Raw genomic sequence first — 22,057 nt, 5'->3', positions numbered from 1 at the left:
TCTAAATACAAGCGCAATGACGACTGCAAATATCTGTAAATAAGTGGCAAACTATGAGAATTTTGGTGACGGGCGGTGCTGGGTTTATTGGTTCCCATCTGATTGATCGACTGATAGCTGAGGGACACGAAATTGTTTGCCTGGATAACTTTTACACTGGTCACAAACGCAACATACTTAAGTGGTTGGATCATCCTTACTTTGAAATGATCCGCCATGACATCACTGAACCAATTCGTTTGGAAGTTGATCAAATTTACCATCTGGCTTGTCCAGCTTCCCCAGTGCATTACCAGTACAACCCCGTGAAAACAGTCAAAACGAACGTCATGGGGACGCTTAATATGTTGGGGTTGGCTAAACGCGTGAAGGCACGAATTTTATTGGCTTCAACCAGTGAAGTTTACGGCGATCCAGAAGTCCATCCTCAAAGCGAAGAATACTGGGGTAACGTTAATCCTATTGGAATTCGCTCATGCTATGACGAAGGCAAAAGAATTGCTGAGACATTAACATTTGATTACTACAGACAAAATAAAGTCGATGTTCGGGTAGCCCGCATATTCAACACTTACGGACCTCGGATGCTAGAAAACGATGGTCGAGTCGTCAGTAATTTGGTTGTTCAAGCACTGCGGGGTATTCCTTTAACCGTTTACGGAGAGGGTTCGCAGACTCGTAGTTTTTGCTACGTATCAGACTTGGTAGACGGACTGATCAGACTGATGAATAACGACTACATTGGTCCAGTCAATTTGGGAAATCCCGATGAATATACAATTTTAGAATTGGCGAAAACAGTGCAAGAGTTGGTGAACCCGGACGCACAGATTAAATTTGAGCCATTACCTTCTGACGATCCACGTCGCCGTCGTCCCGACATTACAAGGGCAAAAACTTGGTTAAATTGGGAACCTACCATTCCTTTACAAGAGGGGTTAAAACTGACTGTAGAAGACTTCCGCCAGCGTATAAAAAGTACTGAGTCCTGAGTAAAAAACTTGTGGATTCGTTGTAAAAACTTGTTTGTAAAAGATTAACCCCAAAAAGCGAGGAATTGAACAAATGCGTGTTTGCGTCATCGGTACTGGTTATGTAGGCTTGGTAACAGGTGCTTGCTTAGCTCACATCGGGCATGATGTTATTTGTATAGATAACAACGAAGAGAAAGTCAAGATCATGAAGTCTGGGCAGTCGCCAATCTTTGAGCCTGGACTGTCGGATATTATGCAATCTGCTATTAGTACAGGTAAGATTGAGTTCTCAACAGACTTGGCTGCAGGAGTCGCGCACGGGGAAATTCTGTTTATTGCTGTGGGAACGCCACCTTTACCAACTGGGGAAAGTGATACGCGCTACGTTGAAGCGGTTGCTCGTGGTATTGGTGCCCATTTAAACGGTGGGTATAAGGTGATTGTGAATAAATCCACAGTGCCCATTGGTTCGGGAGACTGGGTGCGGATGATTGTCTTAGATGGCATCGCCGAACGCCAGAAAACCTTGATCACCGCTGGTGCCGCTCCAACTTACGATAAGTTGCCTGAGATGACAGCGCAGTTTGATGTCGTCAGCAATCCAGAGTTTTTGCGGGAAGGTTCGGCGGTGTATGATACCTTCAACCCTGACCGCATCGTGTTGGGAGGCAACAGTCCAAAGGCGATCGCCATGATGAAAGAACTGTATACCCCCATTGTTGAGCGCAAGTTTGCAGATAACCCATCTCTACCCCCAGTGCCAGTACTGGTAACAGATTTAAGTTCGGCAGAGATGATTAAATACGCTGCTAATGCTTTCTTGGCAACCAAGATTAGTTTCATTAACGAAATTGCCAACATTTGCGATCGCGTTGGTGCTGACGTTACGCAAATTGCAAAAGGTATCGGTTTAGACTCGCGTATTGGTAACAAATTCTTAAACTCTGGCATTGGTTGGGGTGGTTCCTGCTTTCCCAAAGATGTTGCTGCCCTGATTCACACGGCAGATGACTATGGTTACGAGGCTCAGTTGCTAAAAGCGGCTGTTAGTGTCAACGAACGCCAGCGCGTGCTTGCCATTGAAAAACTCCAGCAAACTTTGAAAATCCTCAAAGGGAAAACTGTGGGATTATTGGGTTTAACCTTCAAACCCGATACCGATGATATGCGTGATGCTCCAGCACTCAACATTATTGAGCAGTTGAATCGACTGGGAGCCAAAGTTAAGGCATACGACCCAATTGTTTCTCAAACTGGTATGCGTCATGGTCTGACCGGTGTGCTGGTAGAAACCGATGCTGAAAGACTTGCCGATGGCTGTGATGCTTTGGTAGTTGTGACCGAATGGGAGCAGTTCAAAAACTTGGACTACAGCAAGATGGCAACGTTGATGAGCCACCCTGTGATGATTGATGGTCGTAACTTCCTTGATCCTGAGACATTGGTTAGGGCTGGCTTCCAATATGTAGGTATCGGTCGCTGTCGCTAACCCAAGATTTGATTTCTCGTTCCCAGCCTGAGGCTGGGAACGCTCTTTTACAGGCTCTGCCTTCATCAAATGGGGATCGGTAAACAATACCGTTGCTGTTAAGACTTATGCGTGACAATTTCATACTTGTAGAGACGCGCTGTTTGAAGCGTCTCTACATTGGCTAAACCTCTTGCAGAAGTCATTTTATAAAAAATTAGGGATTTTTAGGAATACGCTCAATCTCTGCATAACCACTAAAAATCAGCCGTTGACCTTCTGTTTCTAAACGGTTGAGCCGCATTTTCACCCCATCCAAGTCAAAGCGGTCTAAATCGACCATATTATCTAAAATTTCCACAAGTGCCAAACTCAAGGTTCGTGAGATTTCTCGTTGTGCTTCTGGTACTGAATCAAGTTCAATTTCTGGGTCTTTAAAAGAAACACGTCGCCGCCGTTCAATACCTATAGTGACGGTCATATTCAGCGGTACAAGTTCACCGTTGTTTAAATCAGCCTTGGCTAAAATCCGCATTCGATTTTCAGGTAGTAACTGTACCTGGATTTCAGGAAAAGAGACTGGTTGACCGCCAGATAATGCTGTTAATGCTGGTACAGTAAGATTTTCCAGACGCTTTGTTACCAATTCTGCTTTAAAAGATTGATTGATGCCGGCTTCTAATAGGACGACTTGAGCAATAGCTTGAGTCGGTTGTTTTAGGCGCAGCTTGCCGCTCAAAACGGAGCTAAAGTCAATGGAAACAGCATCAGTTTCTATAGAAATTTCCTCAGCAGCAAAGTCTTTACGGATAACCAAGCCACGACCTTTCATTTTGAAGCTATCGATGCTACCCTGCAAGAGTTTACTAGAGGGAAAGCAACGGACAGAGACTTCCACTGACTCGCTTTGAGTGAACAAGTGGCGAATCGTTTGGCTCGCGACTGTGTTGAGCATTCGCTCTCCCCAGTCACTGCCTTTAGGATCTGTTAAACCAGTAAGTCCGCCTAACATTCGAGTTTAAGTTATAGAAGTTCTCTGTATTTTTGTAACAAATTGTGAAAGATTCAGCAAGTGTTTGGTGATTGATCGTGCTGATGGGAAGGGGTGAGATTGCTAATGATCGAGTCGATAAGTAGGTAAAAATAAGTCTTTAGGCTGAGTTCAACAATCAACTTGCCCTTATATGTTCAATCGCAACAAACAGTGCATCGAGCATCACTTCAAAACTGGCATCAGTTGAACGCTTTAGTGTTAGCAATCCTGCTTGCTCCACAGCAATAAAACCGGAAACTGCAGCATTTACCATTCGCATGACATCAATCAGTTGATTTTCACTCAAGTCATAGGATTCTAACCCCGTTCTAAAGAAGCTGAGGGCTTCCTGAATGATTGGGGAAGCTTCTGGATCGGTGGGTTGTAGTTGAACTTGCATCATCACCCTGTAAAAGGCTGGATGCTTTCGGGCAAAATTACGGGTTGCGTGCCCACCAGCCTTAAGCAGCGCATGAGGGTTGCTCACTCCGGTGATTTGTTGCTTGTAATAGGCAAAAAATCTCTGCCAAATGACTAACACAACTGCTTGGCGTAATGCGGCATTGCCATCGAGATGCTTATAAATTGCGGGTGGCTGAATGCCCAGCTCCCGCGCTACTCGATTCACTCCAAGGGCAGATTCTCCTTCTCGATCAAGGCAAGCGATCGCAGCTTCAATGACATCCTGCCGCGTTAGGGAGTTCTCTTTCTTAGGACGACCCATCAAAAAACCTGATTAGTTAATATAATTAACTAAAAGTTAATACAATTAATTTTATCGAGATCTCAGTTGAGATGACAGCAATCTCGGTTCTTTCGTGCCATTTCCCACACAAGTTACTATGAGCGATCTAGTCTTTACGCCCGCCCATCAGCTTGCTCAGATGATCCGCGATGTCTAACGACAAGCCGCTGAGTCCCAAGGGGACACGCTGCGCGAACGCGTCTACGCACGGTTTCTTCAGTTGAAGTACTGGATGCTTATTTAGCGCAGATCGCTAAACATAACACTAAGCTAAACGCCATCTGTACCTTAGACGAAGAACGTGCCCGTCAACGAGCAAAGCTTGCTGATGAAGCTTTAGCACGAGGCGAGAACTGGGGCATTCTGCATGGAGTGCCGATCACGATTAAAGACACACTTGAAACGGCAGGATTGCGTACTACCGCAGGTTACAAACCCCTCAAAGATTACATCCCTCAACAAGATGCGACTGCTGTTGCCCGACTGCGGGAAGCTGGCGCGGTCATTTTGGGCAAAACAAATCCTGCTGAACTGGCAAGTGACTACCAGGGCATCAACGATTTGTTTGCCCGCGTTAACAATCCCTGGAATTTGAACTATACACCCGGAGGCAGTTCCAGTGGCAGTGCGGCTGCGGTTGCGGCTGGTCTTTCATCGTTGGATCTTTGCTCGGACTTTGGCGGTTCGATTCGTCAGCCCGCTCACTTTTGTGGTATGTTTGGACTCAAGCCGACTGATCGCCGCGTTCCCACAACTGGACATATTTTGGAAGTGCCAGGAATGCCCAAGTGTATTCGTCAAATGCTTACAGTTGGCGCACTTGCCCGTTCTGTGGAAGATTTGCACCTCTGTCTGCAACTTATTGCAGGTGCGGACTTGTATCAACCTGAGATTCCACCAGTTCCACTCGGTTCGCCCAGTACTAAAAGCCTTCAGAATCGGCGAATCGCTTGGGCAGATGAATTTTCTGCCTTCCCGGTTGCCTCGGAGATTAAGTTAGCAATTCAGTCTGTTGCTAAGATTCTGACTGATGTCGGTACTCAAGTTGAGCATTGGATACCAGAATTTGATTTTGTTGCTGCTTGGCAGATCTACTATGCCGTTGCAACTTACAATGTCCTCTACTCAGAACCTGTTAACTTTGATACTGAGTTCTTCCGCAAGATGGCTTTTCTGTTTCGTGAAGCAACTCAGGGCGATCGCGCATTGCGAAAGCTCAGTAACGTTCCTGGAATGGTTTTCCCTATTTTTCTCAACCCAAGCCTAAAAGGTTATTTTGAAGCGTTGAGCCAGCGCGATCGCTTGATTGCTCAAATGGACAGGGAACTAGAGCAGTGGGATGCATGGCTATGTCCCGTTGCAATGACCCCTACATTCACCCATCGCGCGAAAGGTCAAGCGGTGACAGTAGAAGGTAAAAAAGTCCCTTATATGATGGCATCAGGTGCTTACACAGTGCCATTCAATCTCACTGGGCATCCAGTGGTTGTGATACCCATTGGACAGACACTGGACGGATTACCGATTGGAATGCAAATTGTTGGGAAACGATGGCGAGAGATGGAATTACTGGCGATCGCTCAGGAGATTAACAAAGTGGTTGGTGGCTTCCAACACTCATCTGGTTATTGAGTGGTTAATAAAGTCCAATATAGATGCACATTAACCGATTTTTCCGTAAAGTCCTGATAGGTGAAAGTAGTATTAATCTGCGATTCTTTGAAACGGCAGCAACAAGACCATGCGAAAAATACGGTTGTTCATTGCCTCTAGTCTTGACGGATACATTGCCAGGACATCAGGAGAGGTAGATTGGCTATTCACCGACTCTGACTACGGTTACAAGGAGTTTTTTGACCAAATAGACACAGTACTGATGGGTAGTAAAACGTATTACCAAGTCTTGACATTTGGGGAATACCCATACAAAGGTAAAGAAAGTTTTGTTTTCTCAAAAACTGTGCAAGCTGAAACAGACAACAACGTGGAATTTGTCAAGGGTAATTGGAAGGGCTTTATTAACACATTGCGTCAATCAAATGGTGGTGATATCTGGTTAGTTGGGGGAGCACAGACGATTCATTATTTCATGAAACACGGTTTTATCGATGAACTGATTCTCTCGATACATCCAATTATTCTAGGAAGTGGAATTCCACTGATTGTGAATGATCCCAGCTTGGAAACAGCGCTTGAGTTGAAGGATGTTAAAACCTATGATTCCGGATTGCTGCAAGTGACTTACGATTTAACAAGAAAAGCCACAGACAAGGATTGTGTATCAAAAGATATTTCTTGAAATTGAGGATTTCAAGTAAAATTTAGCATTGAAATACGTTGGTTCTGCATAATGCAGAATCAACGATGGAATTTGAAGGGTAGCTTAAATTAGTTCACGTGATGTGTTTTGCCTTCTCACAAAACATCAACTGATAGGATAATCTGAATGAGCCGGACAAGTTCGATGAACATAATATGCTGAATATGCATCTCTATAAGCAATAAGACAAACTATTCAGACATTGTGTGCGATGAACCTGATCAGCGAATTAAAACTAGCATTTGTTAAACCTCTTAGTTGCTTGACACTGTGTTTGTTGACTACAACTGTTACATCACCCTTGGTGCTAGCTGAAACGAGTTATCCGCAGCAACCACAAAGAGTAGCACAATTGGGAGACAGGGAACAGCTGGAGCGATCGCGCCTCATTCAAGAAGCAAATGTTTTGTATAGTCAGGGAAACTTCACAGGTGCAGAGGAAAATTTACGCAAGTTGATCAAGAAATTTCCCAAAGATGCTTTTGGTTATTATCAACTAGGGAATGTCCTTTATCAACAAGGCAAAGCCGAAGAAGCAATTACTCAATACAAAGAAGCTATTCGTCTCAATTCGCGCTATGCTCTTGCTCATAACGGAATGGGCATTGCTCTTGCTAGCCAAGGTCGTTTACAAGAAGCCATTGCAGAGTATCAAAAAGCACTAAAAATTAATCCCGAATATGCGGATGCGCTGGCAAGTTTAGGACAGGCGCTGTGGCAGCAAGGCAACCGGGATCAGGCGTTGGCATCTTTAGAAAAAGCTGCGAATATCTTCAAAGCACAAAATAGACCTGATAAAGCTAACCGAGTTGAACAGCTTTTGCAACAGCTCAAGGCAAATGATGATCCCTCGGTATCATGAAATAAAGTGCAGAGAAAATATTCTTAATGCATGTGGCATAAACACTCCCGTCTTAAAGAGATGTGAGCATTAGAATGAAAGTCAGATAGATGCCTGGTGAAGCCTATGACTTCGATAAAGGACTGAAGTTGAGCGGCAAAAGCGGGAGACTATTGTAGAGAAGTTGCGTTCGGCGTTCGCGCAGCGTGTGCAAAGCACTCAGCCGTGTCGAAGACTCTCGCTTTCTCCTGAACAACTCAAAACATTGGGGATTGACCCAGAAATGTTGGATTAGAATAAACTCCACAAAGGAGATTGAAATGAAGGTGTTGAAACTAGCAAAAGCAAGGGTAACTCATGGTGGAATTTGTGCATCTTTATTTTTGACTTTTGCTCTCGGTACACCTTTAGCTATTGCTGCCAATAAAGCTGGTGACTATCGACAATTAGGGCTTTTATATCGTCAACAAGGACGGTATCCTCAAGCTATTGAGGCAATGCAAAAATCTGTAGAACTCGAACCCGAAAATCTTATGGGACGAGTTAATTTAGGTTGGACATTGCATTTAGCTGGACATGAGCAAGAAGCAGCACAATCTTTATGGCAAGCAATATATCAAAAGCCTATGTTTGTTCCTGCTTATAATGCTTTAGGAATTGTTTATCTCGTTGATAGCAACTTAACAGCAGCGGTGCTGGTTCATACTTGGGCAGCAATTCTCAAGCCAGATAATGAGATTGCTTATTTTAACTTAAGTTTAGCCTTGCATCGGTTACAAATTTATAACTTAGCGATAGCGACAGCTAACCGTGCCGCTATTCTGGAACCAAATAATCCTCATCCTTTGGTTGCTAGTGCGATCGCCTATTGGGATAATGGTGACAAAGATACTGCCAAAAAAGTTTATACCAAAGCCATTAACTTAGATTCCAGGTATAGCGATAAAACTTTTTTAAGTCATCTCAAGCAAGCTGCTTTTAGCCAACAGCAAATTCAAAAAACAGAGCAAGTATTGTCTAACAAAGTCAATTGACTCTTGTATAATATTATGTTCCGAAAAGTAGCCATAAGAAAAGGGAGCATCCCAATGCATGCAAAAATACCTGGCGATTAGAAATCGCGGCTATACAGGCTAAGTCCGCCTACGCGGACTAATTAGAGCCTGCGGAGGCAGGCTTTGTTTGTGTAGCCCCAGACTTCCAGTCTGTTCGCGTAGCGTGCGCCTTAGCGCATGGGCAATTTATACATTTGGGATGCTCCCTAAGAAAACTTGTTTGTAGTAAGGACTTTAGTCCAAGATTTAGTTGAAGAGGACGCGCATTCCTCACTACAAATTTATTAAGGCTTTGTGTGTGTCGCCTCAGCCTTCTATGGTATTGAGTTTCTAAGAATTTTTTCAAAAAGTCTAATGACCAACAGCACCACCCGTAGGCTTAACTTTTTTTAAGAATAAAATAGCAATACCACTGACTAACAAGGCAATGGCAATAAAGTAGAAACAATCGTTAAAAGCATTTACGAAAGCTTCACGACGCACTATATTATCAATAGCTTTTATTGCCTGGTCTTGTGCTGTACTCAAATCAGAACCACGACTGGTAAAATACTGTGTCATTTGGTTAATTCTCTCTTGAGTAGCTGGGTTATATATAGATATTGATTCCCCTAATCTATTGGAGTGAAATTGCTCTCTATTAGTTAACAGAGTCGCTAATGCCGCAATTCCCATAGAACCGCCCATATTACGCATCATATTAAATAAACCACTTGCTGAACCTGCTTCTTTCGGACTCAAACCAGCAGTAGCAATAGAAGTTAGCGGTACCATAATGAGTGGTTGTCCCATTGCGCGAACAAGTTGCGACCAAATTAATTGGTCATATCCCGTTTGATAAGTCATCTTGGAATTCATGAATGCACTCACGGCAAATAACGACACACCTACAGCAACCATTAAACGCACATCAATGCGTTGCATCACTTTTGGAAGAAAGGGAATAATAAACAATTGGGGAATTCCTGCCCAAATCAGAACTTGACCAATTTGCAGCGCGTTGTATCCTTGAATTTGAGCTAAATACAACGGCAAAATATAAATTGAACCATACAATCCTACTCCCAAGGAAACATTTACAATACTTGCTAAACCAAAGTTACGATATCGCAAAAGTCGCAAATTAATAAATGGCTGCTTCCGGGTTAATTCAATCCAGAAAAATATCGTAATAAAAATCGCCGCTAATATACTCAAGCGCACAATTAACGCTGAACCAAACCAATCTTTGCGGCTACCCTCTTCTAAAACCACTTGTAGGGAACCTAACCCAATTGCCATTGAAATAATTCCCCACCAATCGCCTTGTTTAAGCAATTGTAATTGAGGCCTTTCTTGCGTGATTCCATACCAAACGCCAGCAAGCATCAAAGCCCCTGGAACTACATTTATATAAAAGCTATAGTGCCAACTGAAGTTTTCCGTTAACCAACCTCCTAATGTTGGACCAATTGACGGTGCAAAAACCGCCGTAATCGCAAATGCGGCTAGCCCAATTGCTTGTTTAGATGGAGGTAAAGTTGTTAGTACAACCGTCATGGCAGTAGGAATTAAAACTCCTCCTGTAAAGCCTTGTAAGGCGCGGAAGACAATCATAGAATTGAGATCCCACGACCATGCACAGCATATAGAAAAAAAGATAAACAAGGCGGTGTTAACTAAAAGATATCGTCGCAGGGAAAACACCCGAGACAACCATCCTGTTAGGGGAATAACGACAATTTCCGCCACCAAATAAGCAGTGGAAATCCAAGAACCTTCTTCTAAAGTTGCCCCCAAAGACGCTTGAATATCTTGTAGAGAAGCGTTGGTTATCTGAATATCTAGTACCGCCATGAATGCGCCTAGCATACTCGCCAAAACGCCAATCCAGGTTCTCAGTGGTACTTTTTGATTGGAGGAAGATTGGGTAGAACCCTGATTGCCTTGGTTGCTAACTGCATTTGTATTAGCCACAGTAGTACTCCAAGTATTGAATGAGAGATATGTTTGTATTTTTTACCCTAACGCTAAAAGGGTGTGGAGAGCATATTGGCCGTAGGTAATAAGTTGTTACGCGTCAGGGAGTGAGGGAGTGACGGGGTGAGGGAAAGGATTTGACGGTTTTCTTCAAAGTTAAAAAAACGTATTTTATAAACGCAACAGCTTAGCAGATTTAGAGTGAAGTAAGTAAGTCGGCGCAAATAATCATCACTGGTTTGTAGTAGCGCTTTAGCGCTGTTCGCGCAGCGTGGCGTCAGCCATAGCGCTACTACGAGCCAAATACAGAGATTTTACTTTTCTTTACATAGTTTGGTTTTTTCTTGCCGACTTACTTATGACCGACAGGCGATCGCCTGCATAATCTTTAGACTTCTTTGCGCTACTTTAGGTACAAAGTCTTCTTCTATTTACCGACTGTGTCTTCAGCTTGGAATGTCTTGATGGCGTATGCGAACGCCACAATGCCTGCGTGCAGCACCCTCGATATTTCCGAGTGCGAAACAATGCCAATCTCATCAATCTTATTAGTAGGCAGTGGAACCGTCAGTGACGCTTCGGGAACGATCCGGGCATCCATTGTCGTGAGCGTTTCCCTTAGAGAAGCCTGTGCATATGTCGCCCGTGGTGACGCATTGAGCAGTGCGACGGGTTTGCCCACGAGTTCTCCGCTGCCAACCACCCAGTCGAGGGCGTTCTTCAACACGCCTGGCACACCATGCGCATACTCTGGAGTCGAAATCAATATGCCGTCAGACATATGTAGTTGAGCACGAAAGTCCATCACCGAAGACGGTTCAGATCCCTCAAGATCAGGATTGAAGTGCGGCAGATCGCCGAGACCCCCATAGACAGTAATTCCAACCCCCTCTGGTGCCAAGGCGATCGCAGCGCGAAGCAGAGCTGTGTTTGATGAGGTAGTCCGAAGGCTACCTGAGATAGCAAGAATCCGTATGACTCTAAATTCTTTTATCATGTGATAGTGTTGTCAGAGGAATTCACAGCCCTATACAGATATACTTAAATCTTGCACCCTTCTCAACAAGAGCCAGAGGCTCTAATATCTCGTTACCAGGTTGAACCTGGTAACGAGGGTTTGGAGGCTGAGCCTCCTCACTGTTGCAACTCGAGGCTTGATTTCAGCTTTCACCTTTTAAGATTTTGCAGTTGTTAAGATACCTTTTTGCTCATAAATTACGAATACTAATTTCCTTAAAGCAGGTAACTGTTTGGCAAAATAGATAGACCCTAAAATACAAGCAATACCATCAATAATTAAAGTGTAAGGAGCGCCGATTTTCTCCGCTAATGCACCTCCCACTAAATTACCAAAGGGTATCATTCCCAAAAATGACATTGTGTATAAGCTCATAACCCGTCCGCGCTTATCCTCGTCAACAATTGTTTGTAAAACTGTGTTGCTACCAGCAATTTGGATAATTGTTCCGCAACCAACAAACAACATTGTCAGCAAAGAAAGTGGAAGCAAGCGCGACAAGGCAAAACCAATCAAACCTATTCCTAAAATTCCTGGACCCAAGACAATCAATTTCCCAAGTCCCACAACTGTTTGCCGCGTAGCTAAATAAATACCACTAAATAGTGCTCCGACTCCCGACGCTGCCATCAAAAAACCTAGAGTTTGTGCGCCACCTTTGAGGATTTCTTCTGCAAAAACCGGAGCGAGAACGGTATATTGCATTCCGAAAAAGCTGACTAAAGCTGATAGTAATAACAGTGCCCGAATCGGTGGGAAGCCAAAGGCATACGCAAATCCTTCTTTAATTTGTTGCAAAGGATTGACGTTACTTACTGTTGTTTTCCAAGGTTTAAATTTCATCGCCAACAAAGCGAGAATCACGGCAATGTAGCTTAAACCATCAATTAAAAAACAGTAAGCTGCACCGACTTGAGCAATGAGTAAACCACCAATCGCAGGTCCAATTAACCGCGCCCCGTTGAACATAGTGGAGTTGATAGCAATGGCATTTGCTAAATCGTCTCTGTGTTCTACCAACTCTGTCACAAATGCTTGTCGTGCTGGCGCATCAAAGGCATTGATAAATCCTTGTAACAAACTCAACGCGATAATGTGCCAAATATGAATTACGCCTGTAAACGTCAGAAATGCTAGCGCCAACGACTGAATCATCGCCAGTATTTGCGTGCCAATAAGAGTACGATGACGGGAAAAGCGATCCACAAATACCCCGCCAAAGGGAGTCAAAAAAAAGCTAGGAACTTGACTGGTAAATCCCACAATCCCTAACATCAATGGGTTGTTGGTTAAGTGATAAACTAACCAAATCGTGGCAAGTTGCGTCATCCACGAGCCAATCAGGGAAATGCCTTGTCCGGCAAAAAATAGTCGATAATTCCTTGACCTGAGTGCTGGTAACAGTGGTCTTCTCTTTGCTTGTGCGTTCATTAAAGCCTTAGTTTATACCAATCTGATATCCTTTCATAGATACCATTTGACCTCTCACCCAACCCCTCTCTGGGGGCGGAGTAGGATACCACTGCTTTCGGAAGAGGTTTGAGAGTTCAGGTAAGATTTTTCCTTATCCCCTCTACCGTATCCCCCTCGTACTACTTAACTTTCACACTGACTTCCGCAGACATCCCTGGTGCAATCTGCGATTCGTAGCCTTTGACACTCTCAGAGTCAAAAACAATTTTTACAGGAACACGTTGCACAATTTTCGTAAAGTTACCTGTGGCATTATCCGGTGGTAAAAGGGCAAATTGCGCGCCGGAGGCTGGCGAAATGCTATCAACGCGACCCTTGAAGGGATGATGGGGTAAAGCATCGAGCTTAATCTCCACTTGCTCTCCTGGCTTCATGTCTTCCAACTGGGTTTCTTTGAAGTTGGCGACTAGCCAATAATCGTTATTGACGATCGCCATCAAAGGTGTTCCTGCTTGCACTCGGTTGCCGACTTCGACTGTTTTGCGCCCTATCCGTCCGGCAGCAGGTGCGGTAATGTTCGTGTAGGAGAGCTGCAACTGTGCATCTTTCAAGGATGCTTCTGATTGAGCGATCGCTGCTTTTGCTGCTTCGTACTGGTTACGGTTCACGTTTGTTTGTTGTCCGCTTGCAGTCGCTTGTTGCAATCCACCTTTGGATGCTGCCAGTTTTGCTTGAGCACTTGTTACGCCTTCTTGTGCTTGTGCTAATTTTGACTGTGCTTGAGATACCCCTACTCTTGCAGAGGCTAACCGCGCTTGTGCTTGTTGCACTCCTTGTAAAGCCGCATTTCTTTGCGCTAAAACCACATTATACGCTGCTGTGGCTGTCTCTAGCTGCTGGCGGGCAATAGCCCCTTGTTGAAACAGAGTGTTGTAACGGTTGTAGTCAGCTTGTGCTCTTTGTAAATTAGCATTTGTTTGTGCTACCTGCGCTTGTGCTACGGGAATTCCCGCTTCAGCTTCTCTAACAGCAGCTTCAGCCGCTGGGATACCTGCTTGCGCCTCTTTGACTGCTGCTTGCGCTGTGGCGATCGCAGCTAAAGCGTTGCTCACATCGCCTTGCGCTTGAGTTGTCTTACCACTCGTCGTTTGTGATGCTAGAGCAATATTGGCTTGTGCTGCTTGAGCTTGACGCTTTGCGTTTTGCAGCGCCGCTTCTGTTTGCTGCACTTTAACTTGATAGTCCCTAGGATCTAGCTTCACCAATAGCTGTCCCTGTTCCACTTGCTGGTTGTCATTCACCAACACTTCACTCACAGTTCCCGGAATCCGGGTGCTGACTTGGTGAAGATGCCCTGCAACTTGGGCGTTGTCTGTGTCCTGATGGGTAGAAGCATACTGCCACCAGTGATAACCGAAACCTCCAGCAGCTATAGCACCCACACCCAATCCTGCCAAAATCAAAGCTATCGGTTTTTTCTGCTTTGGTGTTTCGGGCGGTTGGGGTTTGGCTTCCTTGTTCTCGATCTCGGGCTGAGTTTCTACATCAGCTTCTTTTGTTGTTTTCAGTGCTACATCTGTCTTTGTAGCTTTCTCTGTTGTCACAGCTTCCAAAGTCTCTAAGTCTTTAACAAGTTCTTTCTCCAGAACTGCAGTTGTTTTATGTCCGTTACGTCCGTTTGAATTGGTAGTGTTTGTGCGTTCCATAATAGTTAAGCCCCTATATTCTTTATGTTCAGTAAATTAATTAGCGTACGAACTATTTGAGGAAAGATATTTAGAAAAAAGGTATTTAATAACTTATTAATTAGGATACGTAATATTATCTGCAAAAGACCTAGGCAAGCGCCTCACCCATTTGGGTGATTCTTAAGATAAGTTAACTATCGTCTTACTCAGAATTTGGGAAAACTGTTCGCGTTCAGCGTAGGAAATACCGCGCATGGCTTGCTCGCGAATTTCTACCGCAATAGGTGGTAGCACTGTTTCGAGTTCTCTTCCTGCATCTGTGAGCCAAATACGCCAGATGCGGCGATCGCGAGAGTCGCGTTCTCGACGAATCAAGCCTCTTTCTTCCATTCGATCCAATACGCCAGTTAACGTCCCTCCCACCTGTTGGAGTTTTTCTCCAATACTGGAAGTCGGTAAGCCGTCTTCCTCCCACAAACAGCACAGAACCACCCAGTGAAAGGGGGTTAGCCCAAACGGCTCCAAACGCTCAGTAAACCTGCGAGCGAGGAGTTGTGAGACTAGTTTGATGCGGTAGCCAACTCCGTATGGTGCGCGAACTTGCTGCCATGACTCCAAATCTTGGGGCTTGTTGGGTTTAGAGACCATTTGTTGACAAAACTTAGCATACGTAATTTTAATATAGCATTATTTGACCAGTTAGCAAGAACTGGTTGCCATTTTCTGATGAAGTCACTAAGCTGCCGCATGCATATGACTTGCCGACTTTGAACTGACAATATAATCTACAATCCAATCATCTCCTTATCAGCCAAAATAGACTAGTACCCTACACTTAATCCAAAAGTCAAAGGTTTTTAGTACAGTATTTCATGAATTCGTAATGTTTTTAAACGCAGAGGAGCGCGCTCGGTAAGCGCAAAGGGACGCAGAGTCTTCGTTTAAGTTTTTGCTATCAAAGAGATGCAATCATGTACTTAGTTGTTGAGAAGTTGAATTAAACTTACTTTTTGTACAGTACCGAGAACCCGATGAGGTTGAGATAAGTTAGCTGCCTGTTCGACAGAAACCCAAGCATAGCCAGAAGTTGGCAGTTGGGAAACTTGCTGGACTCGCTTGCCGTGGAGAGGAGTGTAGAATTTGAGTAACACGTCAGTCTTGCCTCTTGTGTCCACAAAGTTGATAGGAGATGAGTGTAAGACTTGAGCAATTGTTGGCTGTTGAATAAAAGCCTTGACATCAGGGTTGTAGTCGCCTATCAAACCACTGCTACCTGCAACAGCCAAAGATATCCAAGCAGGGACTAACCAACCGGCTAACCAGTAATGAGAAGTCAGAAACTTTTTGCCAAAGCGGTAACGACCAATCCACACTAAAGGTAATATTAACCAACCTACTCCTGATGCTAATGCCAGGGTAGCGTACTTGCGAACTTCCGCATTACCCCAAATAAAAGCGACTATTCCCGCTACGAACAGTAAAACACCTAGTATGCCAAAGGCATAACTTAGATTGCGAGGAATTTTTTTTAGAGACGCGCCATGTCGCGTCTGTACATCCTGGTAAATTTTGCCTAGCCAATTTAACCCGAAAGCAGCAAACAAAGCTATGAATGGATATAGGGAAAGACTGTAGTGAGATAAACGAGTGGAGAAAAGACTCAGTTCAGCAAACAAAATGAGGGGATAGCCAACCAATATCAGTTGGTGGCGAGGAATGGGACGACGAATGAGCAAAGCTAAGCCTAAAAGACTCAAAAAAAACCAAGGAAAGGCTTTTACAGGTAGATTCCAGAAATAGAACTCTAACCCATTATTACCGCGTTCACCAGACCCCAACTTAACAACAAAGTTAATTAATTGCCCAAAACTCGCATTACCGTATCGTAACCAGCTTAGCCACAGCCAGACAAAGGTGGGAATTAAACCTACCACAAACCCCAAATACAACATTGGGTTTGCAAGATGACGATGACGGCGATGCTCCTTTAGGAGATAGGGTAGCAAAGCAATGATGGGCAAAACAATCATAAAGCTTCTGACTAAAAAGCCCAAGCCGAAACTCAAACCGACTAAAAAGCACCAAGCAAAGCGATATTTAGGATGTAATTCAGCTTTGAGTAAAGACCAAATAGCTAAAAGTACTAGGAAAATCATAGGCACATCAGGTGTGCCTAAACGACAGTATTGCAGCCAGAGAATTTCTACACTCAAAATGGCAGCAGCAAGCCAAGCAATCTTTTTTCCAAGGAGAATTTTGCCGATTTCGTATAGAAGTAGTACGCTTAGGGTGCCAGTAATCATACTTGGCAATCGCCCACTTGCTTCAGAGATCCCAAACAGCGTGTAGCTACTGGCAACTAACCAATAGGGACCAGGAGTCTTATGATGAGGAGTTGACCAGGGATGTATCCAATCGCCCTTGTCTATCATAAAGCGCGATCGCCAGGCGTAAAGCCCTTCATCATGTGCCATCAAGCTACTCTCCCCAGAACTGAACACCAATAAAGGGAGTATCCAAATTAACAAACTGACGTGAGGAAAGGCACGCAAAAACCCCGTAACACCCTTGATGGGATGCAGAAATTGTAGTTTATATAACATTGAATTGTGACTAGCCAAATTCTTCCTTTGGCTCATTATATTTTTATGTCTCTTCTTAGAATACGTATGGTGGTAGATCAATTGTTTCCGCCAAACGGTACCTAAATTGACAAAATTTTGGAAAAATTTGTTCTCAACAGACCTTTATGCCGCTTAGACCAGACCAACGCATTAAGCTAGATGATACAGACGACAAGCTGTTCTATGATTATCCCCGCTTCGTCACTCATGTGGACGAAGGTTTTATTCAACAGCTGACAGATTTATACCGCGATCGCCTCAAACCCAACACCCGCATTTTAGATATGATGAGTAGTTGGGTTTCGCATCTGCCTCAAGAGATATCTTTTGCTCATGTTGAGGGACACGGACTCAACGCCGAGGAACTGGCACGAAATCCCCAGTTAAATCATTACTTTGTTCAAAATCTCAACGAAAATCCTCAGCTACCCCTAAAAGACCAGGATTTTGATGCCGTTCTCAACTGCGTTTCAGTGCAGTATTTGCAATATCCAGAAGCGGTATTTTCAGAAATTCACCGCATCCTCAAGCCTGGTGGTGTGGCAATTTTCAGCTTTTCTAACCGAATGTTTTTTCAGAAAGCGATTCAAGCGTGGCGAGAGGGTACAGAAGCCAGTAGAGTTGAATTGGTAAAAGGCTATTTCTCTGCTGTTCCAGGTTTCACGTCTCCAGAAGTGATTGCTCGTGTGTCAACTCTTCCCAATTTCTTACAGTGGATGGGTGTCACGGGAGGAGATCCGTTCTATGCTGTCATTGCTTACCGTAGTAATTAGTCATCGTTATCAAAAACTTCGTCTGATTACAAGCCAAAAGCAGGATCGATAAATTTCCACCGAATGTCAAGCAAAACAAGGAGGCAAACATGAATTTCCCGCGCGCCCGTAGAATTTTTGCAGCTTTGTTGTTATGTTTCTTACTATTTACAACAGCTTGCGCTCCGAAAACACCCGGACGTTTTGACCAGGCACAACAGGAAAGCAGCCAACAAAGAAGCGGTCAAGCGGTTGCGAAAGATGCAACCCAAGGTGGCGAATTTAACAAGTTCTTCCCAAGTCCTCAAGCTGGCTACCAGCGCGTATTTACTCAAGAGAAAAAAGGCTTTGCTGAAGCGAAGTTGAAAAAAGACGGCAAAGACCTTGCTGTCATTTCGATTAGTGATACACAAGCAGTCAAAGGAAGCGCCAACCCAGCGGCAAAATTCGTGAACAGCAGCAAGACAATAGGCGGATATCCAGCTGTGAGCCAAGGGACGACTGGCACAGCTATTTTAGTTGGCAATCGCTATCAGGTGAAAGTGCAATCCCGGGATGCGTCATTTACAGAGGCTGAACGCGAAGCTTGGTTACAGAAATTTAACCTTAATGGTTTGACGCGGCTAGCTAAAGCCCAATAACTCAAAAAAGACAGCTAGGAATTTGGCAACTGGAATCCTGAGTAACCAGAAAATAATATAGGAGTCTATTGTGAGCAAACCGATTCAACAATTGGTTGATGAACTACCAACCAACAACTTGACCGTTTCTGCATTGCGATCGCTCGATTTTGTCGCTCCTGGTGAGTGGCAAAACGTGGTAGGCTTTGTCAACACCATCAAAACTGTGACTGGCGAAACCGACGAAGACCTGATTCAGCAAATTGGCGAACGCGCGATTTATCTCTACAACGACCGTTCTCAGGGATATCAACGAGCCATGTGGCTTTATCAAAGCGTTGATAGCACAGATAGAGCACTTGGTGCAGCCGCTTTGGCGAACAAAGTGGGTGAGAAAATTCCCCTTTTGGGTTTTTTAAATCGGGTGACTCCTAAAGCTGAAAAAGCCCAAACCATCGACTTGTGCCTAAAATTAGTCGCTGAGTTGGTAGCCTTCTGTCAAATTAACGGTATTCCCGGAGACAGCATTGGGGATTTTGTCGCGTCTTTGGGTGAATATAGCGGTGAGTCGTTCATCCGCATGGCTGCATTAGTTTGCTTTGATGGTTTGATACCCTTAGGTCCAGACTTCATTAGTAGCGCACTATCTAGAATTAATCAGACAAGTCCTCAGGAGTTAGAGCAAAACTCGACTTTTCAGAATATTCAACAAGACATTCCAGGTAACAATTCCAGTAGTAAACTGAACTTTATCGGTGAAAGCTTCAACTCAGTGAGTGGTTGGATGAGTGGTCTGGTTGCCTCCAAGGGTTTAACACCACAAAAGGTAGCCAACAACTTGCAAAACTTTATCGACTTTGCTGATGACAAGTTAGACTACCTCGCCGCGTTCCTGGATGTATCGACAAATTACTACGAACATACTGGCACGCAAACCTTGGCACGTCGCTTGATTGAGCGAGCTTCGGCTGAAATTTAACTGAATCGTTTTATAGGTAATTGGTAATACTTTATATTACCAATTACCTCATACAAAATAATTATAAAAAAAATATACTTCTAAAGACGTAATTATAGCAGATGTCATCCGGATGAAGCATACATTTATCTGCGTTTATCTGCGTGCATCTGCGGTTCCTTAATTCTTTAATATATAGCGCTTCTGATTTGAATGAAGTACAAATTTATCTGTGTCCATCTGTGTCCATCTGTGGTTGATTATTTCTTTGGTGTACTTTACAAGGGTTCTTACCGCTATATTGCACCGAATTAAAAAACTAGCGGGTAAGTATTCCAGCCTTCACACGCAAATCAACCCAATGGCTGGTTTTATAACCCAGGTAAGTTACGTATATTAAATCAGGTGATGTGCTTGTTCTTTTTCCGTAAAAGCACGGCATTGCCGTGCTTTTCTTACTTTGGCAAATTGACTTCCTTCACAGTGGCAGACAGGAAAGGTTCAAAGCGTTGAAAATTTTCCAGTTTGTCGAACTTACCTGTTTGCGAACCTGGATCAAAGGCAGTAGTCATCACATAAAGTGCTTTACCATCAAAGGCAACATAACCAAGATGTTCCTCTTGTATTCCACCTTTTTGCTGAATTCCTAAAAACCGATAGCGCATTCCCTGAAGTTTACCAACCGATACCTGTTGTGGAGACTGTACTGAGAAAAGAATACGGTCACTATACAGAGCCCGACGGTCTTTCTCCAAAATATTGTAATGCTCAGCAACCCAAAGTTTAAGTGCTGTTGCTAACTGGTTTTGGTACTTGGGTTTTTGGTAATCCACGTTTGAACTTGGTGGAATACCAGCTTTTGCCAACATCTGTTGAAAATTCGGTTGATTCTCCAGTGGGTAAACTCCTATTTCAACCGTACCCAAAATATTTTTATTTGATGACACGCACAACAGAGGTGCATTTCCATCACAAGCAGCAACTCGCCAGCCAGGAGGGGCAGATGTTTGTCCTAAGATACTCTTCCAGATATTTCCTTGATTTGGTTGAGAGTTGCTAGATGTGGTTTGACGCTGCTTTTGAGCAGCATTGGCTTGTCCTGGTGTTGGCTGTAATGTGTTATTTGAAGACAAGTAGGGGAGAGCGTATTTTACAAATCCTAGCGGTGTGAACACCACCAGCAAAATAACACCAAGCAAGACGTGATACAGTCGTAACATTTTTTATATAGTGCGTGAGATAGCAGATAGTATCTATAAAATTTGTCGATATGTTGTAAAGAGAGTTTATTCTCCAGCTTGTATGTCAAGATACTACTATACCGATACAACTTACATCTCAAGTCAATAAGTTTCCGGAAATGTCCTAGAGAAATAAAAATTGCTCCTGCTACTCATACCGCATACGGTTCAGTAAATCATAAGTAGGGTGCGTTACGGCTTTAGCCTAACGCACCATGTTATATCGCGGTGCGTTAGGCGCTTTGAACATGTTCGTCGTTACAAATGTATCGAAAGGGTGCGCCTAACACACCCTAAAAAAATTTTATTTTTACTTTCTAAATAACCTCTGACAGACATTTAAAACTACTTTTCACTCTGTCTGATAATTGCAGTTATTTCTTCAAAAACTAAGTCAGCAGAGTGTTGGACAACAGGGCTTAACTCCAGCCCAAAACCAAGATTTTCTGCTTCAATTAAATAAACCGTCACGTCTTCGGGAAAGTCCTCTTTAAAAATTTTCCTACCTGCGGCTAAAGCATGATCCCAGCGAAAATCATGCAAATTATAACTGGGTTCCGGTAACGCTTCAAGTTCTTTCCCAGGAACTTTAAAAACAGCGCCTGGTTCAGCACCTGTTGAACTTGCATCAATAATGATTAACTTTTTGCTGCCTCTTGCTTGAAACATCACTTCCATCCCTGCAGTGCCACAATCATAAACTCGCACATGAGGATGAGGATGTTGGGCAAGATATTGCTGTAAGCGTTGGGCAATGAGTACGCCTACGGCATCGTCACTACGGTTAAGATTTCCGCAACCAATAATTGTAAGCATGGGAGGATACTGCATTTATTTTGATTGTTCGTGATATATAGCACTTCTCGTTTGGATGAAGTACAGATAAATCTCGTGTAAATCTCGTGTCCATCTGTGGTTCTCCTAACTTGATGTATTGCACTCAACACCACCAAGCGCTATAGTTCCGCAGGTAACTCCTCAGGAATTAAGAGATAAGCTACTGAGGAATTAAGGCAAACAAGTTATCCCATCTGGCTATCTAACCAATATGAAAATCTTTCGACAGCATGAGCAATATCCTGCCTTTAGTAATAGAGTAAAGTACGAGTACTTTTGCAAAACTAAATATATATAGCAATCCTAAATGATTTCTGAAAAATCTTAAGTATTGTAGGGTGGGCAGTGCTTACCGTATTTTGCCCACTACATCCGGGTTTTGCGTTCGCACTGCCCACCTTACGTGTCGTTCAAAAATCAAATAGGAGCCCTATACCTTAGTGTAAATTTCAAGAATTTTACCGAAAAACTGGGTTTAAAGCCCCGTCCTTTTAGGACGGCTTTTTATTGT

The 22,057-nt window shown here is 43.7% G+C and carries 19 protein-coding genes; 9 read left to right on the top strand and 10 right to left on the bottom strand.

Translation table 11 applies throughout. The annotated features are described in order from the left end of the window. The first annotated feature begins 53 nt into the window (after positions 1 to 53). Positions 54 to 992, top strand: coding sequence for a UDP-glucuronic acid decarboxylase family protein (locus tag AACT52_RS12315; RefSeq protein ID WP_073626439.1), 939 nt, complete (start codon positions 54 to 56; stop codon positions 990 to 992). 73 nt (positions 993 to 1,065) lie between these two features. Next, positions 1,066 to 2,463 (top strand): UDP-glucose dehydrogenase family protein, encoded by a 1,398-nt coding sequence (locus AACT52_RS12310; RefSeq protein ID WP_073626438.1) that lies wholly within the window; start codon positions 1,066 to 1,068, stop codon positions 2,461 to 2,463. 196 nt (positions 2,464 to 2,659) lie between these two features. Here the strand turns inward: AACT52_RS12310 and AACT52_RS12305 are convergent, their stop codons facing one another. Both AACT52_RS12305 and AACT52_RS12300 read right to left on the bottom strand, forming a co-directional pair. Continuing rightward, positions 2,660 to 3,454, bottom strand: coding sequence for an LmeA family phospholipid-binding protein (locus tag AACT52_RS12305; protein WP_073626437.1), 795 nt, complete (start codon positions 3,452 to 3,454; stop codon positions 2,660 to 2,662). Between the two features lie 157 nt (positions 3,455 to 3,611). Continuing rightward, entirely contained in the window at positions 3,612 to 4,199 is a 588-nt protein-coding gene (locus AACT52_RS12300; protein ID WP_073626435.1) for a TetR/AcrR family transcriptional regulator, read from the bottom strand. A 249-nt stretch (positions 4,200 to 4,448) separates the two neighbouring features. Between AACT52_RS12300 and AACT52_RS12295 the strand changes: the two genes are divergently transcribed. The 4 genes from AACT52_RS12295 to AACT52_RS12280 all read left to right on the top strand — a co-directional run bounded on the left by AACT52_RS12295 (position 4,449) and on the right by AACT52_RS12280 (position 8,415). After that, positions 4,449 to 5,852: an amidase gene (locus AACT52_RS12295; RefSeq protein ID WP_337251555.1), complete on the top strand. Its 1,404-nt coding sequence runs from the start codon at positions 4,449 to 4,451 to the stop codon at positions 5,850 to 5,852. A 109-nt stretch (positions 5,853 to 5,961) separates the two neighbouring features. After that, on the top strand, positions 5,962 to 6,519 hold the full coding sequence (locus AACT52_RS12290; RefSeq protein ID WP_073626434.1) for a dihydrofolate reductase family protein: 558 nt from the start codon (positions 5,962 to 5,964) through the stop codon (positions 6,517 to 6,519). Between the two features lie 232 nt (positions 6,520 to 6,751). Next, positions 6,752 to 7,402 carry a tetratricopeptide repeat protein gene (locus AACT52_RS12285; RefSeq protein WP_073626432.1) on the top strand — a complete coding sequence of 217 codons (651 nt, stop codon included), beginning with the start codon at positions 6,752 to 6,754 and terminating at the stop codon, positions 7,400 to 7,402. A 299-nt stretch (positions 7,403 to 7,701) separates the two neighbouring features. Next, a complete protein-coding gene (locus AACT52_RS12280; protein ID WP_073626430.1) occupies positions 7,702 to 8,415 on the top strand; it encodes a tetratricopeptide repeat protein in 714 nt (237 codons plus the stop codon). A 372-nt stretch (positions 8,416 to 8,787) separates the two neighbouring features. On the opposite strand, the gene AACT52_RS12275 is transcribed toward AACT52_RS12280, so the two are convergent. From AACT52_RS12275 to AACT52_RS12250, 6 genes are all read right to left on the bottom strand, one after another. Next, positions 8,788 to 10,392: an MDR family MFS transporter gene (locus AACT52_RS12275; RefSeq protein ID WP_233153756.1), complete on the bottom strand. Its 1,605-nt coding sequence runs from the start codon at positions 10,390 to 10,392 to the stop codon at positions 8,788 to 8,790. Between the two features lie 430 nt (positions 10,393 to 10,822). Continuing rightward, complete coding sequence (locus tag AACT52_RS12270; protein WP_096549351.1) at positions 10,823 to 11,392, bottom strand: NADPH-dependent FMN reductase; 570 nt, start codon at positions 11,390 to 11,392, stop codon at positions 10,823 to 10,825. A gap of 177 nt (positions 11,393 to 11,569) precedes the next feature. After that, on the bottom strand, positions 11,570 to 12,844 hold the full coding sequence (locus AACT52_RS12265) for an MFS transporter (RefSeq protein WP_073626428.1): 1,275 nt from the start codon (positions 12,842 to 12,844) through the stop codon (positions 11,570 to 11,572). Positions 12,845 to 13,005: 161 nt separating this feature from the next. Further along, a complete protein-coding gene (locus tag AACT52_RS12260) occupies positions 13,006 to 14,532 on the bottom strand; it encodes an HlyD family secretion protein (RefSeq protein ID WP_073626426.1) in 1,527 nt (508 codons plus the stop codon). A gap of 162 nt (positions 14,533 to 14,694) precedes the next feature. Then, positions 14,695 to 15,162 (bottom strand): MarR family winged helix-turn-helix transcriptional regulator, encoded by a 468-nt coding sequence (locus AACT52_RS12255; RefSeq protein WP_073626424.1) that lies wholly within the window; start codon positions 15,160 to 15,162, stop codon positions 14,695 to 14,697. 329 nt (positions 15,163 to 15,491) lie between these two features. After that, positions 15,492 to 17,117: an ArnT family glycosyltransferase gene (locus tag AACT52_RS12250; protein ID WP_073626422.1), complete on the bottom strand. Its 1,626-nt coding sequence runs from the start codon at positions 17,115 to 17,117 to the stop codon at positions 15,492 to 15,494. Between the two features lie 146 nt (positions 17,118 to 17,263). Between AACT52_RS12250 and AACT52_RS12245 the strand changes: the two genes are divergently transcribed. The 3 genes from AACT52_RS12245 (at position 17,264) to AACT52_RS12235 (ending at position 19,489) form a co-directional block, all read left to right on the top strand. Further along, the gene (locus AACT52_RS12245) at positions 17,264 to 17,911 is read left to right on the top strand and encodes a class I SAM-dependent methyltransferase (RefSeq protein WP_073626420.1); all 648 of its coding nucleotides are present in this window, start codon (positions 17,264 to 17,266) and stop codon (positions 17,909 to 17,911) included. An 89-nt stretch (positions 17,912 to 18,000) separates the two neighbouring features. Next, the gene (locus AACT52_RS12240) at positions 18,001 to 18,531 is read left to right on the top strand and encodes a hypothetical protein (RefSeq protein WP_073626418.1); all 531 of its coding nucleotides are present in this window, start codon (positions 18,001 to 18,003) and stop codon (positions 18,529 to 18,531) included. Between the two features lie 70 nt (positions 18,532 to 18,601). After that, positions 18,602 to 19,489, top strand: coding sequence for a hypothetical protein (locus tag AACT52_RS12235; protein ID WP_073626416.1), 888 nt, complete (start codon positions 18,602 to 18,604; stop codon positions 19,487 to 19,489). A gap of 434 nt (positions 19,490 to 19,923) precedes the next feature. Here the strand turns inward: AACT52_RS12235 and AACT52_RS12230 are convergent, their stop codons facing one another. Beyond that, positions 19,924 to 20,688, bottom strand: coding sequence for a hypothetical protein (locus AACT52_RS12230; protein ID WP_073626414.1), 765 nt, complete (start codon positions 20,686 to 20,688; stop codon positions 19,924 to 19,926). A 366-nt stretch (positions 20,689 to 21,054) separates the two neighbouring features. After that, positions 21,055 to 21,525 (bottom strand): hydrogenase maturation protease, encoded by a 471-nt coding sequence (locus AACT52_RS12225; RefSeq protein WP_073626783.1) that lies wholly within the window; start codon positions 21,523 to 21,525, stop codon positions 21,055 to 21,057. Positions 21,526 to 22,057 lie beyond the last annotated feature (532 nt).

Origin of the sequence: Scytonema sp. HK-05 (genome assembly GCF_963872035.1) — a bacterium.
In the GTDB taxonomy this organism is placed as follows: Bacteria; Cyanobacteriota; Cyanobacteriia; order Cyanobacteriales; family Nostocaceae; genus Kalymmatonema.
The sequence above is the reverse complement of the archived record's forward strand: the minus strand, read 5'-3'. Positions and strand labels throughout refer to the sequence as shown.

Coding starts and splice junctions, on each gene's coding strand:
- AACT52_RS12315 (WP_073626439.1), top strand. CDS start 54: ATGAGAATTTTGGTGACGGGCGGTGCTGGGTTTATTGGTTCCCATCTG.
- AACT52_RS12310 (WP_073626438.1), top strand. CDS start 1,066: ATGCGTGTTTGCGTCATCGGTACTGGTTATGTAGGCTTGGTAACAGGT.
- AACT52_RS12305 (WP_073626437.1), bottom strand. CDS start 3,454: ATGTTAGGCGGACTTACTGGTTTAACAGATCCTAAAGGCAGTGACTGG.
- AACT52_RS12300 (WP_073626435.1), bottom strand. CDS start 4,199: ATGGGTCGTCCTAAGAAAGAGAACTCCCTAACGCGGCAGGATGTCATT.
- AACT52_RS12290 (WP_073626434.1), top strand. CDS start 5,962: ATGCGAAAAATACGGTTGTTCATTGCCTCTAGTCTTGACGGATACATT.
- AACT52_RS12285 (WP_073626432.1), top strand. CDS start 6,752: ATGAACCTGATCAGCGAATTAAAACTAGCATTTGTTAAACCTCTTAGT.
- AACT52_RS12280 (WP_073626430.1), top strand. CDS start 7,702: ATGAAGGTGTTGAAACTAGCAAAAGCAAGGGTAACTCATGGTGGAATT.
- AACT52_RS12270 (WP_096549351.1), bottom strand. CDS start 11,392: ATGATAAAAGAATTTAGAGTCATACGGATTCTTGCTATCTCAGGTAGC.
- AACT52_RS12265 (WP_073626428.1), bottom strand. CDS start 12,844: ATGAACGCACAAGCAAAGAGAAGACCACTGTTACCAGCACTCAGGTCA.
- AACT52_RS12260 (WP_073626426.1), bottom strand. CDS start 14,532: ATGGAACGCACAAACACTACCAATTCAAACGGACGTAACGGACATAAA.
- AACT52_RS12255 (WP_073626424.1), bottom strand. CDS start 15,162: ATGGTCTCTAAACCCAACAAGCCCCAAGATTTGGAGTCATGGCAGCAA.
- AACT52_RS12250 (WP_073626422.1), bottom strand. CDS start 17,117: ATGTTATATAAACTACAATTTCTGCATCCCATCAAGGGTGTTACGGGG.
- AACT52_RS12245 (WP_073626420.1), top strand. CDS start 17,264: ATGCCGCTTAGACCAGACCAACGCATTAAGCTAGATGATACAGACGAC.
- AACT52_RS12240 (WP_073626418.1), top strand. CDS start 18,001: ATGAATTTCCCGCGCGCCCGTAGAATTTTTGCAGCTTTGTTGTTATGT.
- AACT52_RS12230 (WP_073626414.1), bottom strand. CDS start 20,688: ATGTTACGACTGTATCACGTCTTGCTTGGTGTTATTTTGCTGGTGGTG.
- AACT52_RS12225 (WP_073626783.1), bottom strand. CDS start 21,525: ATGCTTACAATTATTGGTTGCGGAAATCTTAACCGTAGTGACGATGCC.